Origin of the sequence: Mannheimia glucosida, assembly GCF_046267875.1 — a bacterium.
Classification (GTDB): domain Bacteria; phylum Pseudomonadota; class Gammaproteobacteria; order Enterobacterales; family Pasteurellaceae; genus Mannheimia; species Mannheimia glucosida.
The window spans coordinates 1,220,747-1,236,968 of sequence record NZ_CP176502.1 but is presented as its reverse complement, the minus strand read 5'-3'; the positions used below and the strand labels follow the sequence as shown (position 1 = coordinate 1,236,968).

Annotated in this window: 19 protein-coding genes; 12 read left to right on the top strand and 7 right to left on the bottom strand. The window is 38.6% G+C overall.

What is annotated here, in order from left to right:
* Positions 1-42 precede the first annotated feature (42 nt).
* The 3 genes from ACJ7Z2_RS06060 to ACJ7Z2_RS06050 all read right to left on the bottom strand — a co-directional run bounded on the left by ACJ7Z2_RS06060 (position 43) and on the right by ACJ7Z2_RS06050 (position 3,465).
* Positions 43-1,269 (bottom strand): serine/threonine transporter, encoded by a 1,227-nt coding sequence (locus tag ACJ7Z2_RS06060; RefSeq protein ID WP_409499673.1) that lies wholly within the window; start codon positions 1,267-1,269, stop codon positions 43-45.
* A gap of 271 nt (positions 1,270-1,540) precedes the next feature.
* Positions 1,541-2,434 (bottom strand): 4-hydroxy-tetrahydrodipicolinate synthase, encoded by an 894-nt coding sequence (gene dapA / locus ACJ7Z2_RS06055; protein WP_409499672.1) that lies wholly within the window; start codon positions 2,432-2,434, stop codon positions 1,541-1,543.
* An 89-nt stretch (positions 2,435-2,523) separates the two neighbouring features.
* Positions 2,524-3,465, bottom strand: a complete 942-nt coding sequence (locus ACJ7Z2_RS06050; protein WP_126302334.1) for a Kdo(2)-lipid IV(A) acyltransferase — start codon at positions 3,463-3,465, stop codon at positions 2,524-2,526.
* A gap of 179 nt (positions 3,466-3,644) precedes the next feature.
* On the opposite strand from ACJ7Z2_RS06050, the gene hpf reads away from it, so the two are divergent.
* The gene (hpf, locus tag ACJ7Z2_RS06045) at positions 3,645-3,929 is read left to right on the top strand and encodes a ribosome hibernation-promoting factor, HPF/YfiA family (RefSeq protein WP_006253705.1); all 285 of its coding nucleotides are present in this window, start codon (positions 3,645-3,647) and stop codon (positions 3,927-3,929) included.
* A gap of 175 nt (positions 3,930-4,104) precedes the next feature.
* Here the strand turns inward: hpf and ACJ7Z2_RS06040 are convergent, their stop codons facing one another.
* Positions 4,105-4,227: an entericidin A/B family lipoprotein gene (locus ACJ7Z2_RS06040; protein ID WP_006250558.1), complete on the bottom strand. Its 123-nt coding sequence runs from the start codon at positions 4,225-4,227 to the stop codon at positions 4,105-4,107.
* A gap of 79 nt (positions 4,228-4,306) precedes the next feature.
* Positions 4,307-5,284, bottom strand: coding sequence for a 23S rRNA pseudouridine(1911/1915/1917) synthase RluD (gene rluD / locus ACJ7Z2_RS06035; protein ID WP_006250557.1), 978 nt, complete (start codon positions 5,282-5,284; stop codon positions 4,307-4,309).
* 140 nt (positions 5,285-5,424) lie between these two features.
* Between rluD and ACJ7Z2_RS06030 the strand changes: the two genes are divergently transcribed.
* From ACJ7Z2_RS06030 to ACJ7Z2_RS05990, 9 genes are all read left to right on the top strand, one after another.
* Positions 5,425-6,204 (top strand): outer membrane protein assembly factor BamD, encoded by a 780-nt coding sequence (locus ACJ7Z2_RS06030; protein ID WP_409499671.1) that lies wholly within the window; start codon positions 5,425-5,427, stop codon positions 6,202-6,204.
* Between the two features lie 72 nt (positions 6,205-6,276).
* Complete coding sequence (gene tsaD / locus ACJ7Z2_RS06025; RefSeq protein WP_409499670.1) at positions 6,277-7,308, top strand: tRNA (adenosine(37)-N6)-threonylcarbamoyltransferase complex transferase subunit TsaD; 1,032 nt, start codon at positions 6,277-6,279, stop codon at positions 7,306-7,308.
* A gap of 81 nt (positions 7,309-7,389) precedes the next feature.
* Positions 7,390-8,181, top strand: a complete 792-nt coding sequence (locus ACJ7Z2_RS06020) for a glycosyltransferase family 25 protein (RefSeq protein WP_409499669.1) — start codon at positions 7,390-7,392, stop codon at positions 8,179-8,181.
* A gap of 10 nt (positions 8,182-8,191) precedes the next feature.
* Complete coding sequence (gene cyaY / locus ACJ7Z2_RS06015; protein ID WP_126302337.1) at positions 8,192-8,497, top strand: iron donor protein CyaY; 306 nt, start codon at positions 8,192-8,194, stop codon at positions 8,495-8,497.
* A gap of 108 nt (positions 8,498-8,605) precedes the next feature.
* A complete protein-coding gene (gene recQ, locus ACJ7Z2_RS06010) occupies positions 8,606-10,405 on the top strand; it encodes a DNA helicase RecQ (protein WP_409499668.1) in 1,800 nt (599 codons plus the stop codon).
* A 158-nt stretch (positions 10,406-10,563) separates the two neighbouring features.
* The gene (gene infC, locus ACJ7Z2_RS06005; RefSeq protein ID WP_075270716.1) at positions 10,564-11,106 is read left to right on the top strand and encodes a translation initiation factor IF-3; all 543 of its coding nucleotides are present in this window, start codon (positions 10,564-10,566) and stop codon (positions 11,104-11,106) included.
* A gap of 263 nt (positions 11,107-11,369) precedes the next feature.
* A complete protein-coding gene (gene rpmI / locus ACJ7Z2_RS06000) occupies positions 11,370-11,567 on the top strand; it encodes a 50S ribosomal protein L35 (protein WP_006249241.1) in 198 nt (65 codons plus the stop codon).
* 108 nt (positions 11,568-11,675) lie between these two features.
* Positions 11,676-12,029 carry a 50S ribosomal protein L20 gene (rplT, locus tag ACJ7Z2_RS05995; RefSeq protein WP_006249240.1) on the top strand — a complete coding sequence of 118 codons (354 nt, stop codon included), beginning with the start codon at positions 11,676-11,678 and terminating at the stop codon, positions 12,027-12,029.
* A gap of 124 nt (positions 12,030-12,153) precedes the next feature.
* Entirely contained in the window at positions 12,154-12,429 is a 276-nt protein-coding gene (locus ACJ7Z2_RS05990; RefSeq protein ID WP_154704081.1) for a hypothetical protein, read from the top strand.
* Between the two features lie 4 nt (positions 12,430-12,433).
* Here ACJ7Z2_RS05990 and uvrC read toward each other — a convergent pair whose 3' ends face one another.
* Together uvrC and pgsA are read right to left on the bottom strand one after the other, a co-directional pair.
* A complete protein-coding gene (gene uvrC, locus ACJ7Z2_RS05985) occupies positions 12,434-14,272 on the bottom strand; it encodes an excinuclease ABC subunit UvrC (protein ID WP_409499667.1) in 1,839 nt (612 codons plus the stop codon).
* Positions 14,273-14,350: 78 nt separating this feature from the next.
* Positions 14,351-14,899, bottom strand: coding sequence for a CDP-diacylglycerol--glycerol-3-phosphate 3-phosphatidyltransferase (pgsA, locus tag ACJ7Z2_RS05980; protein WP_154704767.1), 549 nt, complete (start codon positions 14,897-14,899; stop codon positions 14,351-14,353).
* Positions 14,900-15,103: 204 nt separating this feature from the next.
* Between pgsA and ACJ7Z2_RS05975 the strand changes: the two genes are divergently transcribed.
* Entirely contained in the window at positions 15,104-15,769 is a 666-nt protein-coding gene (locus ACJ7Z2_RS05975) for a Bax inhibitor-1 family protein (protein ID WP_409499666.1), read from the top strand.
* A gap of 28 nt (positions 15,770-15,797) precedes the next feature.
* Positions 15,798-16,148, top strand: coding sequence for a TusE/DsrC/DsvC family sulfur relay protein (locus ACJ7Z2_RS05970; RefSeq protein ID WP_409499665.1), 351 nt, complete (start codon positions 15,798-15,800; stop codon positions 16,146-16,148).
* Positions 16,149-16,222: the final 74 nt, after the last annotated feature.

Here is a 16,222-nt window from a genome sequence, read left to right as displayed (position 1 = left end):
ATAGAAAATAAAAGGGCGTATTCTACATTGATTTTAGAAAGATTACAGTAACCCATATACTATTGCTGAAATAGCAATACAACCCATAACAAGCACAAATAAATGGCCAAATTCACCTTTAAAACGTGCAAGTGCCGGTACTTTATATACGGCATAGACAGGCATAATAAACAAGATCATCGCAATAATCGGCCCGCCAAGGCTTTCAATGAAGCCTAAAATGCTTGGATTGATAGTCGCCACAATCCATAAAATGATTAAAAAAGTAATAGCGGTAATTTTACGGAATTTGCTTGGCTCAATCGGCTCTTTACGCATTTGATTAACCAATCCTTCTAACCCCTCGCGCGCACCTAAATAATGCCCAAAGAAAGAGCTACCAATCGCCAAAAAAGCAACCAACGGTCCAAAATAGGAAATAATCGGATTATCAAATTTATTCGCAAGGTAAGAAAGAATCGAAATATTTTGCACTTTAGCTTGTGCTAATTCTTCAGGTGTCAAAGTTAATACACAGCTAAATACAAAGAACATCACAAATAACACCAAGATAAAGGCGGTAGAACGTAATACTTTAGCTGATTCAATTTCAGCCTTCTTGTCATCTTGGTAATATTTCTGTTGAGAAAGTGCAAAAGAAGAAATAGCCGGCGAATGGTTAAAAGCAAAGACTAAAACAGGAATAGTCAGCCAAAGTGTAGTAAGGAAGTCTCCTGTAGTTGGCATTTGCTGTAAGGCAGCTGTATTCCACTGTGGAATTAAATAAATAGATAAGCCCAATAAAATCAACACTAATGGATACACAAGACAAGTTGTGATTTTTAACATGACTTGCTCACTTAATAACATTACTCCGATCATAGCAGCTATTAGCATAAACGATAATACAGCCCTAGATGGTGGCGCGATATGAAGCTGATTCTCTATAAAAGAGCTCACGGTATTGGTAATACCTACACCATAAATCAGTAAAATCGGAAAAATGGCAAAGAAGTACAGTAGCGTGATCAATTTACCGGCCTGTTCACCAAAATGTTCACGAACAACAGCCGTAATATCGCTCCCTTTGTATTTTGAAGAAAGCACAAAACGTGTTAAGCCACGGTGAGCTAAATATGTCATTGGTCCAACTAACAAAGTCATAATAATAAGTGGGTAGAACCCACCCATACCTGCATTAATTGGCAAAAATAAAACGCCGGCTCCTACCGCAGTACCAAATAAATTTAGTACCCAAGTAAGAGAAAAACGTTGAGATTGAGTGGCCATAACTTCTCCTTAAACAAGTATCTAAAAAATAATTATCCGTATATTAGATCCAGAAAAAAGGAAGACAACGGATTTTTAACTGTTTTTTGATCAAACTAGAAAAAGCAGAAAAAATAGTATTTTTGGCGAACAAAATTCAATCAAACAGAATTAAATTTCACTTAAATCAAAGAAATTTAGCATTTTATTTTTATGAGGAAATTTCTTTTAGATATGAAAAAACCGGTTAGAATTAACTTAACCGGTTTCAAATTTAATTTGCAAAAAATAGCTAAATTAAGCCCGCTTGTTGCAATGCTTTTAACACTATAGGCTGTGCTGATTCAGACAGTGTGGTAAGCGGTAAACGTAAATTAGGCTCACTAATTAACCCTAATTTGTAAGCTGCCCATTTCACTGGAATCGGGTTAGATTCCACAAATAAGTCATGGTGTAACGCCATTAAGCGGTTATTAATTTCTTCTGCTTCAGCAAATTTGCCAGCAAGGGCTAACTCACACATTTTTGCCATATCAGCAGCGGCAACATTATTGGTGACCGAGATCACCCCTTGACCACCTAATTTCATAGACTCAAAACCAGTAGCATCATCACCACTCAAGAAAATAAAATCTTCACCGGCTAATTGCTTAATTAAAGGTAAGCGGCTTAAATCACCCGTTGCTTCTTTCACAGCAACAATATTCTCAATTTTCGCTAAGCGACCGATTGTTTCAGGTTTTAAATCACTCCCTGTTCGCCCCGGCACATTATACAGAATTTGTGGTAAATCTGTACTTTCTGCAATCGCTTTGTAGTGTAAGTACATCCCCTCTTGCGTTGGCTTGTTGTAATAAGGCACTACACTTAAACAACCGGCTACACCACTGTTTGCTAATAATTTAGTCATAGTGATAGCTTCACTGGTCGCATTAGAACCGGTTCCTGCAATAATTGGAATACGTCCATCAGCAAATTCAACCGTTTTCTTAATCACCTTAACATTTTCATCAATGCTTAATGTGGTAGATTCACCTGTTGTACCAACAGATACAATAGCGTGAGAACCTGCTTGAATATGATACTCAACTAATTTTTTTAAATCCTGATAATCTACCTCACCATGAGTCATTGGTGTAACCAATGCTACGATACTACCGTGAAATAAAGGGGTCGCCATAATCATCTCCTGTATTTTTTTATTATGCTTGATAACATTGCTAGATTGCAAAATTCAGCTTAAATATGCAAGCACTTTTTTGAAATTATTTAAAATTAATCATATAGGCTTTGATCACCTTCATTTGGGCGAGTTTTAAAACGGCGATGTAGCCACATATATTGAGTTAGCGCAGCCATAATTTCACGTTCTACCACCCGATTCATTAAAATAGCCGTTTCAACTTCATTTTGACATTGACTAAAATCAACGGCAGGACTAACTTTTACTGTGTAGCCTGAATAGTCCAAATTTCGCATCGGGCTAAACGGGATCACTAAACTCTTTGGGGCAGAACGAAGTAACATATAACTACCCGCAGTAGTACAAGTTTCCTCCACTGCAAAAAATGGTACAAAAACGCTATTTCGTCTTCCATAATCGTGATCAGGCGCATACCATATCATCTCGCCATTTTTTAAAGCTCGAATCATTCCACGCACATCTTTACGGTCTAACATTGCTTTATTTGAGCGAACACGTCCTCGAAACTGTATCCAATCTAATAATGGATTATCATTCGGTCGATAAACCCCTACTCCTTGATGATGCAGCCCAATAATTCTTGCACCGAGTTCTAAAGTCAGAAAATGCACCCCTACAAGTAAAATACCCCTTTCCTGATCACGCTGTGTTAAATGCTCTAGCCCTTCGATTTTAGACCATTTAAGAATACGTTTATCCGACCAAAACCAAGCCATACCGGTTTCAATAATCGCCATTCCAACCGATTTCATATTTTCTTCGACTAATTCCTCTACTTTCTCAGCAGAGTAATGGGGAAAACAGAGCTCTAAATTACGGCGAGCAATACGCATACGACGTTTACCAAAACCCAATTTAGTAAACAATTTACCTAGTCCCAGACCAATTTTTACTAAAATAGGATAAGGCAAACATAAAATTAACTTAAAAACACCTAAACCGAGCCACAATCCCCAATATTTAGGGTGTAAAAATTGTGTCTGGAATGGAGGTAACTGTTTTTTCTCACTCATTAATTATTCTCACATACTAGATTATGATTATATTATAGCTAAAAACCGCTAAAAGTGTTAAGTAGATCAAATTTTTGGAAACTTATTTCATTTTTCACTTGAATTTTTGGAGTGATGAGCATATTTTGGTTATTAGAATATCAACGGCAAAAGCCTTAACTAAACAAGAGGAAAATGTTATGTCATTAAATATTTCAAGCAAACAAATGGACATTACCCCTGCAATCCGTACTCATATTGAGGAGCGTTTAGCTAAGTTAGAAAAATACCACACCCAATTGATAAACCCACATTTTATGCTGATAAAACAACCTAACTCATTCCAAGTTGAAGCAACAATTGGCACCCCTTTAGGTGATTTAGTCGCTAAAGCTGAACATGAAGATTTATATACTGCAATTTTTGATGTTAAGAAGAAATTAGAAGGTCAGTTAATTAAACTAAAAGAGAAAAATGAACATTGATGTTTAAACTTTACATCTAATAATAAGGGCTAAATGAGAGATATCATTTAGCCCTATTTTTTATTCCAAGAGTAAGCGGTAAAATTTACCGTATTTTTCGCAAAAATATACCTTATTGAACAATTGTTCAATAAGGTATATATATTATTAGCTTCTTAGAATTCGAAGCTTTTTGTTATTGTGCAGCCTGCTGAATTTTATCGCCCGCTTTTTCAACATCCTTACCAACACCATCAACGGTATTACACGCAGTCAAGAAAGTTGCAGCTGCTAAAATAGTTAATACTAATTTTTTCATAGAAAGCTCCTTTTTTGTTGTTTACTTATGAAAACGATTTCAATATAGCAACTTTACATTATTTAAGCAACACCTAAACTTAATAATCTAATTGATCTTTATAAAGCTCATAATCCGCTTTTAGTGCCTGAATCAATTCAATAAAATCATCAGGTAATGGGGCGTGCCATTCCATCATTTCACCAGTAATCGGATGCTCTAATCTCAACATTGTGGCGTGTAAGGCTTGGCGTTGGAAGCCTCGTAACACCGATAAAAACGAGTCACTCGCACCTTTAGGTGGGCGAGGTCTACCGCCATAGAGCTGATCACCTAATAATGGGTGAGCAATATGCGCCATATGTACCCGAATTTGGTGAGTACGCCCTGTTTCTAATCTTAAACGTAAACGTGTGTAATTACGAAAACGCTCCATAATACGATAATGCGTAACCGCCGGTTTTCCCATTGGGTGAACAGCCATTGCCGTACGTTTAGTTGGGTGGCGAGCCATTGGCTCATCAACTTTTCCACCCTGTGTCATAATGCCGCTGGCAATCGCTTCATATTCACGGGTAATACGACGTTTTTGCAATGCGGTTACTAAGTGAGTCTGTGCCGGAATGTTTTTAGCCACGACCATTAAGCCTGTCGTGTCTTTATCCAATCGGTGAACAATCCCTGCTCGAGGCACTTCTGCAATCGGTGGATAATAATGTAGCAAAGCATTCAGCACTGTACCGTCCGGATTACCAGCCCCTGGGTGAACCACTAAATCCTTCGGTTTATTAATGACGATAATATCGTCATCTTCATACACAATATTTAGTGGAATATCTTGAGGCTCAAAACGAATTTCCTCTTCTATTTCAGCGGTAATTTCAACAGTTTCACCACCAAATACTTTTTCCCTTGCTTTATTCACGATATTGCCATTAACTTTCACTAGATCACTTTCAATCCACACTTTAATGCGTGAACGAGAATAGTCTGGAAAAAGTTGTGCCAGAGCCTGATCTAGGCGAGCACCTAGTAAATCTGCAGTAATTTCTGCTGTTAAAATCTTTTGTTGAGTCATTAAACCATAAATCCTAATTAGTCATTTGCTTACTTGCGTGATGTTATATAGAATAGCGAGATGAACTTCATAAGTTATTCTTAGTCAGAGGACATTGTACATTAACTTTTCGTCCTAGACACTTTTTATAGGTAAAACATATGCGTAAATTTAAATCTCTTGCCACATTAGTATTAGCCGGACTGTTTGTTGCAGGTTGTTCAAATTCAAATAAAGAGTTAGAACAATCCAACGTTCAAGATCTTTATGGCAAAGGTCAGACCTATTTACAAGATGGAGATTATAATTCTGCCATTCGCTACTTAGAAGCGGTTGGAACCAAAGGAGGCCAATATTCAGGACTTGGTGAGCAAACCCAACTAAGTTTAATTTATGCTCAATATAAAGTTGGCGAATACTACAAAGCACTTGATGCCGCAGAACGTTTTGCTCGCTCTTACCAGAATGCAGCTAATATGGATTACGTATTCTATCTAGCAGGATTATCAAATGCACGTCTAAGTGATAATTTTATTCAAGACTTCTTTGGTGTAAATCGCGCCTCTCGAGCCGTAGATAATGTTCGTAATGCTTACGGTAACTTCCAAACTATTGTACAGCGCTACCCTCAAAGCCAATATGCACAAGATGCTCAAAATTGGATGAATTACTTATTTAACCGTTTAGCGGAACACGAATTAGCCGTTGTTAAATTTTATGATGAACGTAATGCCTATGTGGCTGTAGTAAACCGTATCGAAGAAATGTTGCGTTTTTACCCGAATACACTGGCAACCAAACAAGCATTGCCATACTTAAAAGAAGCATATAAGCAAATGAATATCCCAGATGCAGAGCAAAAAACGGAACTCTTGATCCAAGAATATGAAAGCAAAGAGCTACCGAATCCTGAAAAACCGAAGTATGGCGAACAATTCTAGTCGTACAGAGAATAATGTGAGGGGCGTTCTTCGCCCCTTTTGGTTTTCTAACTTATTTTGACTTCACCCACTATGCGAATTTTAGGTATTGAAACCTCTTGTGATGAAACCGGTGTTGCCATTTATGATGAAGACAAAGGCTTAGTGGCAAACCAGCTTTATAGCCAAATTGATATGCACGCCGATTACGGTGGCGTCGTGCCTGAACTGGCTTCTCGAGACCATATCCGTAAAACGTTGCCGCTAATTCAAGAAGCCTTAAAAGAAGCCAATCTGCAACCCTCAGATATTGACGGCATTGCCTATACTGCCGGCCCAGGCTTGGTCGGGGCTTTATTGGTCGGCTCAACCATTGCCCGTTCTCTGGCTTATGCTTGGAATGTTCCGGCATTGGGCGTTCACCATATGGAAGGGCATTTACTTGCCCCAATGTTGGAAGAAAATGCCCCTGAATTTCCGTTTGTGGCATTATTGATTTCAGGTGGACACACCCAACTGGTAAAAGTTGACGGCGTCGGGCAATACGAACTACTTGGTGAATCGATTGACGATGCTGCCGGCGAAGCCTTTGATAAAACAGGCAAACTACTCGGTTTAGACTACCCTGCCGGTGTAGCGATGTCGAAATTAGCGGAATCCGGCACGCCAAATCGTTTCAAATTCCCTCGTCCAATGACCGACAGACCGGGACTGGATTTCAGTTTCTCCGGTTTAAAAACCTTTGCTGCGAATACGATTAAAGCCAATCTTAATGAAAATGGCGAACTTGATGAACAGACCAAATGCGACATCGCTCACGCATTCCAACAAGCCGTGGTTGATACTATTTTAATTAAATGCAAACGGGCGTTAGAGCAAACCGGCTATAAACGCCTAGTGATGGCAGGAGGCGTGAGTGCCAACAAGCAATTACGTGCCGACCTTGCCGAAATGATGAAAAAATTAAAAGGCGAAGTGTTCTACCCTCGCCCGCAATTTTGCACCGACAACGGCGCAATGATTGCCTACACTGGCTTTCTTCGCTTAAAAAACGGCGAACAAACCGACTTAAGCATTAGCGTAAAACCCCGCTGGGCTATGACCGAATTACCACCGATTAATTAACCTTTCAAGCGGTGAAATTTCTTGTTAATTTTGCAAAAATTTAATCAAAAATAACCGCTTGCTATATGATAGATTAAATTTATGAATAATTATGTAATTAGCCTAACCTCCGCACAGGAGCGTAGAAAACATATTGAAGCTGAATTCGGCAAACAAAATATTCCTTTTCAATTTTTCGATGCGATTACGCCGGATTTAATTAAAGAAAAAGCCAAAGCATTTAATATTGACATTTCAAATACAAACTTAACAAAAGGTGAAATAGCCTGTGCTTTGAGTCATATTGCATTATGGCATTTAGCCAAACAACAAAATTTGGATTATATTTGTATTTTTGAAGATGATATTTATTTAGGTAATAATGCATTTGAATTACTAAAAACAAATTATATACCAGAAGACACTCACATTGTTAAATTAGAGACACTGCCATTTGATAGAATAAATCGTTTTAACAAAACCGAGAAATATATATTAAATAGAAAGCTTTTTAAATTAAATAGTAGACATGTTGGTATGGCTGGCTACATATTAACGACCAAGGGAGCAGAATTTTTAATTAATATATTAAAAACACTTAACATTCCTATTGACGACTTAATTTTTGATGAATATTTAAAAATTAAAGAATATAAAGTATTACAAATGTCTCCTGCTTTATGTGTACAAGATTTTATTTTAAATAGTAAAACTAATTTTAAAAGCTCATTACAGGGTGATAGAGCTATTCGTTGTAACAATGAGGATAAAATAAAAAATCAAGCTAAACTTAAAAAGCCTAATTATTTCTTAACAAAAATACAAAAAGAACTTTACAGACCATTTAAACAGCTAAAACAAAAAGTATTTACTACTTATATAACATTCAAATAAGGATACACCAATGAACACAGCACAATTCCACCAAGCCGTAGAGCAAGTATGGCAACAAATTGAGGAAAAAATTGATGACGAAGGATTATCAGTGGACACTGAAATCCAAGGAGCGGTTTGCACCTTAACCTTTGATGATGAATCGCAAATTATCATCAATAAACAAGAGGCAATGTTAGAATTATGGCTTGCCAGCAAATTAGGCGGTTTCCACTTTAAAAATGTAGAAGGCGAATGGGTAACAGATGAAGGTCGCTCGTTCTGGCAACATTTAGAAGAAGCTTTTGCTCGACACGGAGAAAGCGTTTCTTTCTAATACCTAATTGTTAACTAAGACAGCACTCGTCTTTGATGAGTGCTTTATTTTCATTTTAAAAGATACTCGCAGAAGACGAGTACTATCGTAAGTAGCAACCAACTACCAATGAACACCACCGCAATTTCTGTTTTAAATAATATTTTTGGCTATCAAAAATTCCGAGACGGGCAAGAAGAAGTTATCAATGCCGTGTTGGAAAATCGTGATTGCCTCGTGATTATGACAACAGGCGGTGGCAAATCTCTGTGCTACCAAGTGCCGGCTTTGTGCCTAGACGGCATCACTTTGGTGATTTCTCCGCTGATTTCGTTGATGAAAGACCAGGTGGATCAACTTATCACTAATGGCATTGAAGCAGCTTATCTTAACTCCACTCAAACGCTTGAAGAACAGCAATTTGTGGAACAAAAAGCCTTATCCGGGCAATTAAAATTACTCTATCTTTCCCCTGAAAAGGTAATGACGCAAGGCTTCTTTCACTTTATTTCACTGTGTAAAATTAGCTTTATTGCGGTTGATGAAGCCCATTGTGTTTCCCAATGGGGGCACGATTTTCGCCCTGAATACACGCTACTGGGTGGCTTACGAAACACATTTCCGAATGTGCCGTTAATGGCACTTACCGCCACGGCAGATCCGACAACTCGTGCCGACATTCTGCATCATTTACGCTTAAATAGCCCACATATCTATTTAGGTAGCTTTGATCGTCCAAATATTCGCTACACCGTGCAGGAAAAATTTAAACCGCTTGAGCAGCTGATTAAATTCATCAGCAAACAGCAAGGCAAAAGTGGGATTGTTTACTGCAATAGCCGCAAAAAAGTGGAAGAAATCACCGAGAAACTCTCAGCCCGCAAAATCAGCGTGATGGGCTATCACGCCGGTATGAGTTTTGAACAACGGGAACGAGTGCAGAATGCGTTTCAGCGTGATGATATTCAAATTGTGGTTGCCACCATTGCGTTTGGTATGGGGATCAACAAATCTAACGTCCGTTTTGTAGTGCATTTCGATTTGCCTCGTTCTATCGAATCTTACTACCAAGAAACCGGACGAGCAGGACGAGATGACTTACCCTCTGAAGCGGTGCTGTTTTATGATCCGAGCGATTATGCTTGGCTACAAAAAATATTATTGGAAGAGCCTGAAAGTGAACAGCGGAATATAAAACAACATAAATTACAAGCGATTGGCGATTTCGCCGAATCACAAACTTGTCGCCGTTTAGTCTTGCTGAATTACTTTGGAGAACATAGGCAGGAGCAATGCAAAAACTGTGATATTTGTTTAGATCCACCGCAACAATATGATGGATTACTTGATGCCCAAAAAGTGATGTCGGTGATTTATCGCACCGGTCAAATTTTCGGTCAGCACCATATTATTGCGGTATTGCGAGGAATGAACAACCTCAAAATTCGTGAGCATCAACACGACCAACTTTCCGTTTATGGTATCGGCAAAGAGCAAAGCCAACATTATTGGCAAAATGTGGTTCGACAACTGATTCATTTAGGGCTGATTATTCAAAATATTGCTAACCATTCCGCCCTGCAATTAACCGAAAGTGCCAGACCGTTTTTGCGTGGCGAAAAACCACTACAGCTTGCTTTGCCACGTTTAGGTATTTCTGCTACGGCATTTGTGCAAAAACAGGCAAGCCACCGCTATGATAAAGACTTATTCGCACGCTTACGTTTCTTGCGTAAACAGATCGCTGACCTCGAAAATATTCCGCCTTATATTGTCTTTAACGATGCCACCTTGCAAGAAATGGCAGAATTTCTCCCGACTTCAAAAGTGGAAATGTTAGAAATTAATGGTGTTGGTGAACGAAAATTTGAACGATTTGGGCAAGCATTTATGAGTTTAATCAAAGAACATCAAAATAACCGAAAATAGGCAGTTAAATAAGGGCTTTATTATTGCATAAGCACTGAAAATCTTATAGAATCCGCACGTTTAGCTGTTTTTTAATCACTTAAAACAAGCAATCTAAAATATTTATACGCTCTCAAGCGGTAAAATTTAAGCAAAAATTTACTAGAAGGAATAAGGCTATTAAACCTGTAAAACGTGTTCAATCAAATCGTGCACATCGTCTTAATGACGAAATTCGTGGCGTAAAAGAAGTTCGCTTAACCGATGAAAACGGCGAACAAGTGGGTATTGTATCACTTCAAGATGCTCTAAATAGAGCAGAGGAAGCTGAATTGGATTTAGTGGAAATCAGCCCAAATGCTGAACCACCAGTTTGTCGTATTATGAACTATGGAAAGTTCATCTACGAAAAAGAGAAAGCAGCAAAAGAGCAAAAGAAAAAACAAAAAGTTGTTCAAGTTAAAGAGATCAAATTCCGTCCTGGAACTGATGATGGCGATTATCAAGTTAAACTTCGTAGCATTATCCGTTTCTTAGAAGATGGGGATAAAGTAAAAATCACAGTGCGTTTCCGTGGTCGTGAAATGGCTCACCAAGAAATCGGTATGGACGTTTTAGAACGTGTCAAAGCAGATACCGCAGAGATTGCAATGGTAGAGTCAGCCCCAGGCAAATTGGAAGGTCGCCAAGTTGTGATGGTGATCGCACCTAAGAAGAAATAATTTCGATAAGCACATTGTTTTAATGTGCTTTTTTCTTGATAAAGCTTAAATTGGCTTGCATAGCGGTTATATTTTCGCTAAAATTCGCAAGCTTTTTTGCCTAGCCAAGAAAGAGAAAATGCTCAACAGGCAAACTCAGCAGCCTGCTTGACTTTTTAACGATGAAAATCGTATAGCGGAGAATAAGTGCTTCCAAGTAATTTTGTTCACAAAATTCGCCTTATTTTCATAATATCTAACAAACAATGCGGAGTTTTTTAACAATGCCTAAAATTAAAACAGTACGTGGTGCTGCTAAGCGTTTCAAAAAAACAGCTTCCGGCGGTTTTAAACGTAAACAATCTCACTTACGTCACATTTTGACTAAGAAAACCACTAAACGTAAACGTCAATTACGTCACAAATCAATGGTAGCGAAAGCTGACCAAGTTTTAGTAGTAGCGTGCTTACCATACGCATAAGCCTTTTAGGTTAGCGTAGTGTAGTAAAGTACGGACGTACGGATAGAATTCTTAGTAAAGGTCGTGATGACGACCACCAATCAAAATAGACAATTAGGAGATTAAATAATGGCTCGTGTAAAACGTGGTGTTATTGCAAGAGCACGCCATAAGAAAGTTCTTAAGGCTGCTAAAGGTTATTATGGTGCACGTTCACGCGTGTATCGCGTTGCTTTCCAAGCAGTAGTTAAAGCTGCTCAATATGCTTACCGTGACCGCCGTCAACGTAAACGTCAATTCCGTCAATTATGGATTGCTCGTATTAACGCAGCAGCACGTCAAAACGGTTTATCTTACAGTAAATTCATCAACGGCTTGAAAAAAGCATCTGTTGAAATCGACCGTAAGATCTTAGCTGACATCGCAGTATTTGACAAAGTTGCTTTCGCAGCTTTAGTTGAAAAAGCAAAATCTGCTCTTTAATTTTAAAGAATAGAAATGAGGACGCCTAGTGCGTCCTTTTTTATGGATAAAATAATCTTTTTAAGAATTAATAGCAAAATAAGCGGTCAAAAAAGCAAAATATTTTGCAATATAAGGAAATGATATGAAAAAATTAATTTTACTCGGATTAAGCGTTGCACTAACCGCCTGTTCGACACCCCAACAACAAAGCACAGTACCAATGGATATGCAAGCAGTTCAGGATTACCATCAACGAGTAATCAATAAGCAAACTGTTGATAAAAATACAAAGCAACATGATGAGCCATTAAACCAAAGCGATAAACGCTCAAAAAGCATAAATCTGCCAATTCACCCTGTAATTTACCCGAGCATAGGAGTGGGCTACCATTACGGCTGGAAGCGATATCGCTATTGATAATTTAACTATTTTTTAATGTATCAAAAATAACCTCTGCCAAAGCTTTAGAAATTCCCGGAACTGATTGAATCTCTTCCAAGGTTGCAGACTTCACCCCCTGCATTCCGCCTAAATATTTTAGCAACGCTTGTCGGCGTTTTGCACCGACACCGGCAATAGATTCTAATCCACTTTCGGTAAAGGCCTTTTGGCGTTTTTTACGATGCCCACTAATGGCATGCTGGTGGGATTCATCTCGAATATGCTGAATTAAATGCAAGGCAAGACTATCTGGCGGTAAGTGAATTTCTTTATCCCATTTGCTGATAATTAAAGTTTCCAGCCCAGCTTTACGTTCCACGCCTTTTGCCACACCAATTAAAAGTGGTTTCGATTTATCCCATTCCACATCAAGTTTAGCGAAGACATCTAACGCTCGGTTCAACTGCCCTTTGCCACCATCAATAAAAATAATATCAGGGATCTTTTCTGGCGGTAATTCTCGATTATAGCGTTTCAAGAGAGCCTGCTCCATTGCTGCATAATCATCACCTCCGGTAATCCCCTCAATGTTAAAACGGCGGTAATCCGATTTTAGCGGCCCATTTTCATCAAACACCACGCAAGAAGCCACTGTTTGGTTGCCCATTGTATGACTGATGTCAAAGCACTCCATTCTTTTAATCTCTGACATTTTCAACATTTCTTTCAATGCCTGATAACGGCTTTGAATATGGGATTCTTGCTTAAGTTGTAAAGCTAATGCTGCCATTGCATTAGTTCTCGCTAAAGCTAAATAACGCTGTTTATCACCTCTGATGGTATTATCTAAAATGCTGACTTTATGCCCTGCTTGCTCACTTAAAATTTCGCTGAGTGCCTTAGATTCACTTAATTGATGATCAATCACAATTTGGTTAGGTATGGTGCGATGCTGGTTCATTTGTAAATAAAACTGACCAACAAAGGTATCTGCTAGCTCGGTTAAGTCTGTATTACTTGGCACTTTTGGAAAGTAAGAACGATTGCCCAACACCTTACCTTGTCTAACAAACAAGATATGCACACAGGCAATCCCATTTTGATAAAGGATTGAGATAATATCAAGATCATCTAGCCGATCATTAGAGACGAATTGCTTTTCTTGCACCGCTCTTACGGATTGAATTTGATCCCGAAAACGTGCTGCACCTTCAAAATCCAAAACCTCCGCCGCATCTTCCATTTTCTGTACCAGATGCTCGACTACTTGGTGATCTTTTCCCTGTAAAAACAAACGAACCAAATTAACCTGCTGATCGTATTCAACGGGTGAATAACAGCCCTCTACACAAGGGGCTAAACAGCGTCCGATCTGATACTGTAAGCAAGGTCGTGAGCGGTTTTTATAATAAGTATCTTCACACTGACGAATAGGAAAAATTTTTTGCAATAAATTCAGTGTTTCCCGAACTGCCGTAACATTCGGATAAGGCCCAAAATATTCACCGGCGATCTTTTTACTGCCACGAAATGCCGTTAAACGAGGATGCTTATGTTTAGTTAGCAGAATATAGGGATAAGATTTATCATCTCTTAGCAACACATTATATTTCGGCTGATTTTCCTTAATATAATTGTGCTCAAGAAGCAGCGCCTCTGTTTCAGAATGGGTGATCGTCGTTTCAATATTAGCAATATTTGCCACCAAGGCTTCCGTTTTTTTACTGGAAAGTTGGCTACGAAAATAGCTGGCTAAACGCTTTTTTAAATCTTTGGCTTTACCCACATAGATTATCGTGCCTTTGCTATCATACATACGATAAACACCCGGTTGGTGAGGCACATTTAACAGGAAAGATTTAGCGTTAAATTCAGACATTAGAGTTGATAAAATTGAAAATTGTAGAGCGGTATTTCCACTCTACAAAATTGCAAAAAATAATAAAAATATGACCGCTTATGACTTCAATAGACTACTCTTCGAAGCATTTAAATACTGCATCATAGACCAAATCGTTAAACCCACTGCAATATAAAGCAGAATAAAGGCTAAAATCTCCATTAGTTGGCTCTGTCTCCATAACATTCCACCTAATGCGAGCATCTGGGCAGTCGTTTTTACTTTCCCCCAAATCGAAACGGCAACACTGGCCCTTTCCCCAAGCTCCGCCATCCATTCACGCAAAGCCGAAATAATAATTTCACGGGCAATCATAATGCAGATTGGAATAGTAATCCACCAAGTGTGGTAATACTCCGCCACGCAGACAAAAGCAACCGCAACCAAGACTTTATCCGCAACAGGATCTAAAAATGCACCAAGTCGGGTGGTTTGATTCCATTTGCGTGCTAAATAGCCGTCAAAGGCATCCGTAATCGATGCAATAAAAAAAATAAGTGTTGAAATTTCAGGCGCATATTTTGTCGGCAGATAAAAAGCCACAATAAAAAGTGGGATTAATCCTACCCGAAATAAGGTTAAATAAGTTGGGAAATTGAGCTTCATAGCGAATTCATCGATGAAAAGGAACATAAAGTAGAGTGATGTCAAGTGTAACATAACTAAATACTTTTTTTTACTCTCCTGTCACAAAATCGCATTGACTTTACAATAAATTACGGCTACCTTACCTCTTGCTTTATGGAAATTTATCCATAGATATTAATCCATCGGATGTTCCGATTTAGACACAAAACAGAAGGAATTTTTATGGAAAATCGTTTAGCTCACAGCTATTCAACCGGCGAATCACTGATTAGCACCCACAAAGTGCTTCGCAACACCTATATGTTATTGGCAATGACGCTAACATTCTCGGCAGTTGTCGCTTTTGTTGCAATGCAAATGAACGCACCGGCTATGCCTTGGTGGGGATTATTAGTCGGCTTTTACGGCTTACTTTTCTTAACCAATGCAACCGCAAACAGCAGTGCAGGCATTTTAAGTGTCTTTGCTTTAACCGGCTTTTTAGGCTACACCTTAGGCCCGATTTTAAACCGCTACATCGGTGCAGGTTTAGGCGATATTGTTGCCCTTGCACTAGGTGCAACTGCATTGGTTTTCTTCGCTTGTTCTGCTTATGTTTTAACCACTAAAAAAGATATGAGCTTTATCAGCGGAATGATGATGGCTCTTTTCGTAGTGTTATTAGTTGGTATTATCGCAAATATCTTCTTAGCGATTCCAGCATTAAGCTTAGCCTTAAGCAGCTTATTTGTCATTTTCTCAAGCGGTGCAATTTTACTGGCAACCAGCAATATTATTCACGGTGGCGAAACCAACTACATTCGTGCAACCGTTGATTTATATGTTTCTATCTACAACCTATTTGTGAGCTTCTTACAAATCTTCGGTGTGCTAGGTAGCGACGACTAACAGTTTAGTTTAAGAGGAATGCCACATTATGTGGCATTTTTATTTGATGACGATCGAATTAAATAATATCCCATACCCAACCGATGCTTCGGGCTATTTAACCAATTTAAATGATTGGTCTGTAGAATTAGCAGAAAAGATCGCCGAACAAGAGCAAATTAGCTTAACTGCGGAACACTGGGAAATCATTTATCTGGTAAGAGATTTCTACCAAGAATACAAAACTTCACCGGCAATCAGAATGCTAGTAAAAGCAATGGCACAAAAATTCGGTGAAGAAAAAGGCAACAGCCGTTATTTACAACGCTTGTTTCCTGATGGTCCTGCAAAACAAGCCACTAAAATTGCAGGCCTGCCAAAACCGGCAAAATGCTTGTAATACATTTCCCTGTATCAAAACAAAAAGATGTAAACTAGGCTATCGATCTGCTCTCCATTCAGCTAGATTAAATA

What these genes read in the sequence shown, in the direction of transcription:
- ACJ7Z2_RS06060 (WP_409499673.1), bottom strand. Translation starts at nt 1,269, where the DNA reads ATGGCCACTCAATCTCAACGTTTTTCTCTTACTTGGGTACTAAATTTA.
- dapA (WP_409499672.1), bottom strand. Translation starts at nt 2,434, where the DNA reads ATGATTATGGCGACCCCTTTATTTCACGGTAGTATCGTAGCATTGGTT.
- ACJ7Z2_RS06050 (WP_126302334.1), bottom strand. Translation starts at nt 3,465, where the DNA reads ATGAGTGAGAAAAAACAGTTACCTCCATTCCAGACACAATTTTTACAC.
- hpf (WP_006253705.1), top strand. Translation starts at nt 3,645, where the DNA reads ATGTCATTAAATATTTCAAGCAAACAAATGGACATTACCCCTGCAATC.
- ACJ7Z2_RS06040 (WP_006250558.1), bottom strand. Translation starts at nt 4,227, where the DNA reads ATGAAAAAATTAGTATTAACTATTTTAGCAGCTGCAACTTTCTTGACT.
- rluD (WP_006250557.1), bottom strand. Translation starts at nt 5,284, where the DNA reads ATGACTCAACAAAAGATTTTAACAGCAGAAATTACTGCAGATTTACTA.
- ACJ7Z2_RS06030 (WP_409499671.1), top strand. Translation starts at nt 5,425, where the DNA reads ATGCGTAAATTTAAATCTCTTGCCACATTAGTATTAGCCGGACTGTTT.
- tsaD (WP_409499670.1), top strand. Translation starts at nt 6,277, where the DNA reads ATGCGAATTTTAGGTATTGAAACCTCTTGTGATGAAACCGGTGTTGCC.
- ACJ7Z2_RS06020 (WP_409499669.1), top strand. Translation starts at nt 7,390, where the DNA reads ATGAATAATTATGTAATTAGCCTAACCTCCGCACAGGAGCGTAGAAAA.
- cyaY (WP_126302337.1), top strand. Translation starts at nt 8,192, where the DNA reads ATGAACACAGCACAATTCCACCAAGCCGTAGAGCAAGTATGGCAACAA.
- recQ (WP_409499668.1), top strand. Translation starts at nt 8,606, where the DNA reads ATGAACACCACCGCAATTTCTGTTTTAAATAATATTTTTGGCTATCAA.
- rpmI (WP_006249241.1), top strand. Translation starts at nt 11,370, where the DNA reads ATGCCTAAAATTAAAACAGTACGTGGTGCTGCTAAGCGTTTCAAAAAA.
- rplT (WP_006249240.1), top strand. Translation starts at nt 11,676, where the DNA reads ATGGCTCGTGTAAAACGTGGTGTTATTGCAAGAGCACGCCATAAGAAA.
- ACJ7Z2_RS05990 (WP_154704081.1), top strand. Translation starts at nt 12,154, where the DNA reads ATGAAAAAATTAATTTTACTCGGATTAAGCGTTGCACTAACCGCCTGT.
- uvrC (WP_409499667.1), bottom strand. Translation starts at nt 14,272, where the DNA reads ATGTCTGAATTTAACGCTAAATCTTTCCTGTTAAATGTGCCTCACCAA.
- pgsA (WP_154704767.1), bottom strand. Translation starts at nt 14,899, where the DNA reads ATGAAGCTCAATTTCCCAACTTATTTAACCTTATTTCGGGTAGGATTA.
- ACJ7Z2_RS05975 (WP_409499666.1), top strand. Translation starts at nt 15,104, where the DNA reads ATGGAAAATCGTTTAGCTCACAGCTATTCAACCGGCGAATCACTGATT.
- ACJ7Z2_RS05970 (WP_409499665.1), top strand. Translation starts at nt 15,798, where the DNA reads ATGTGGCATTTTTATTTGATGACGATCGAATTAAATAATATCCCATAC.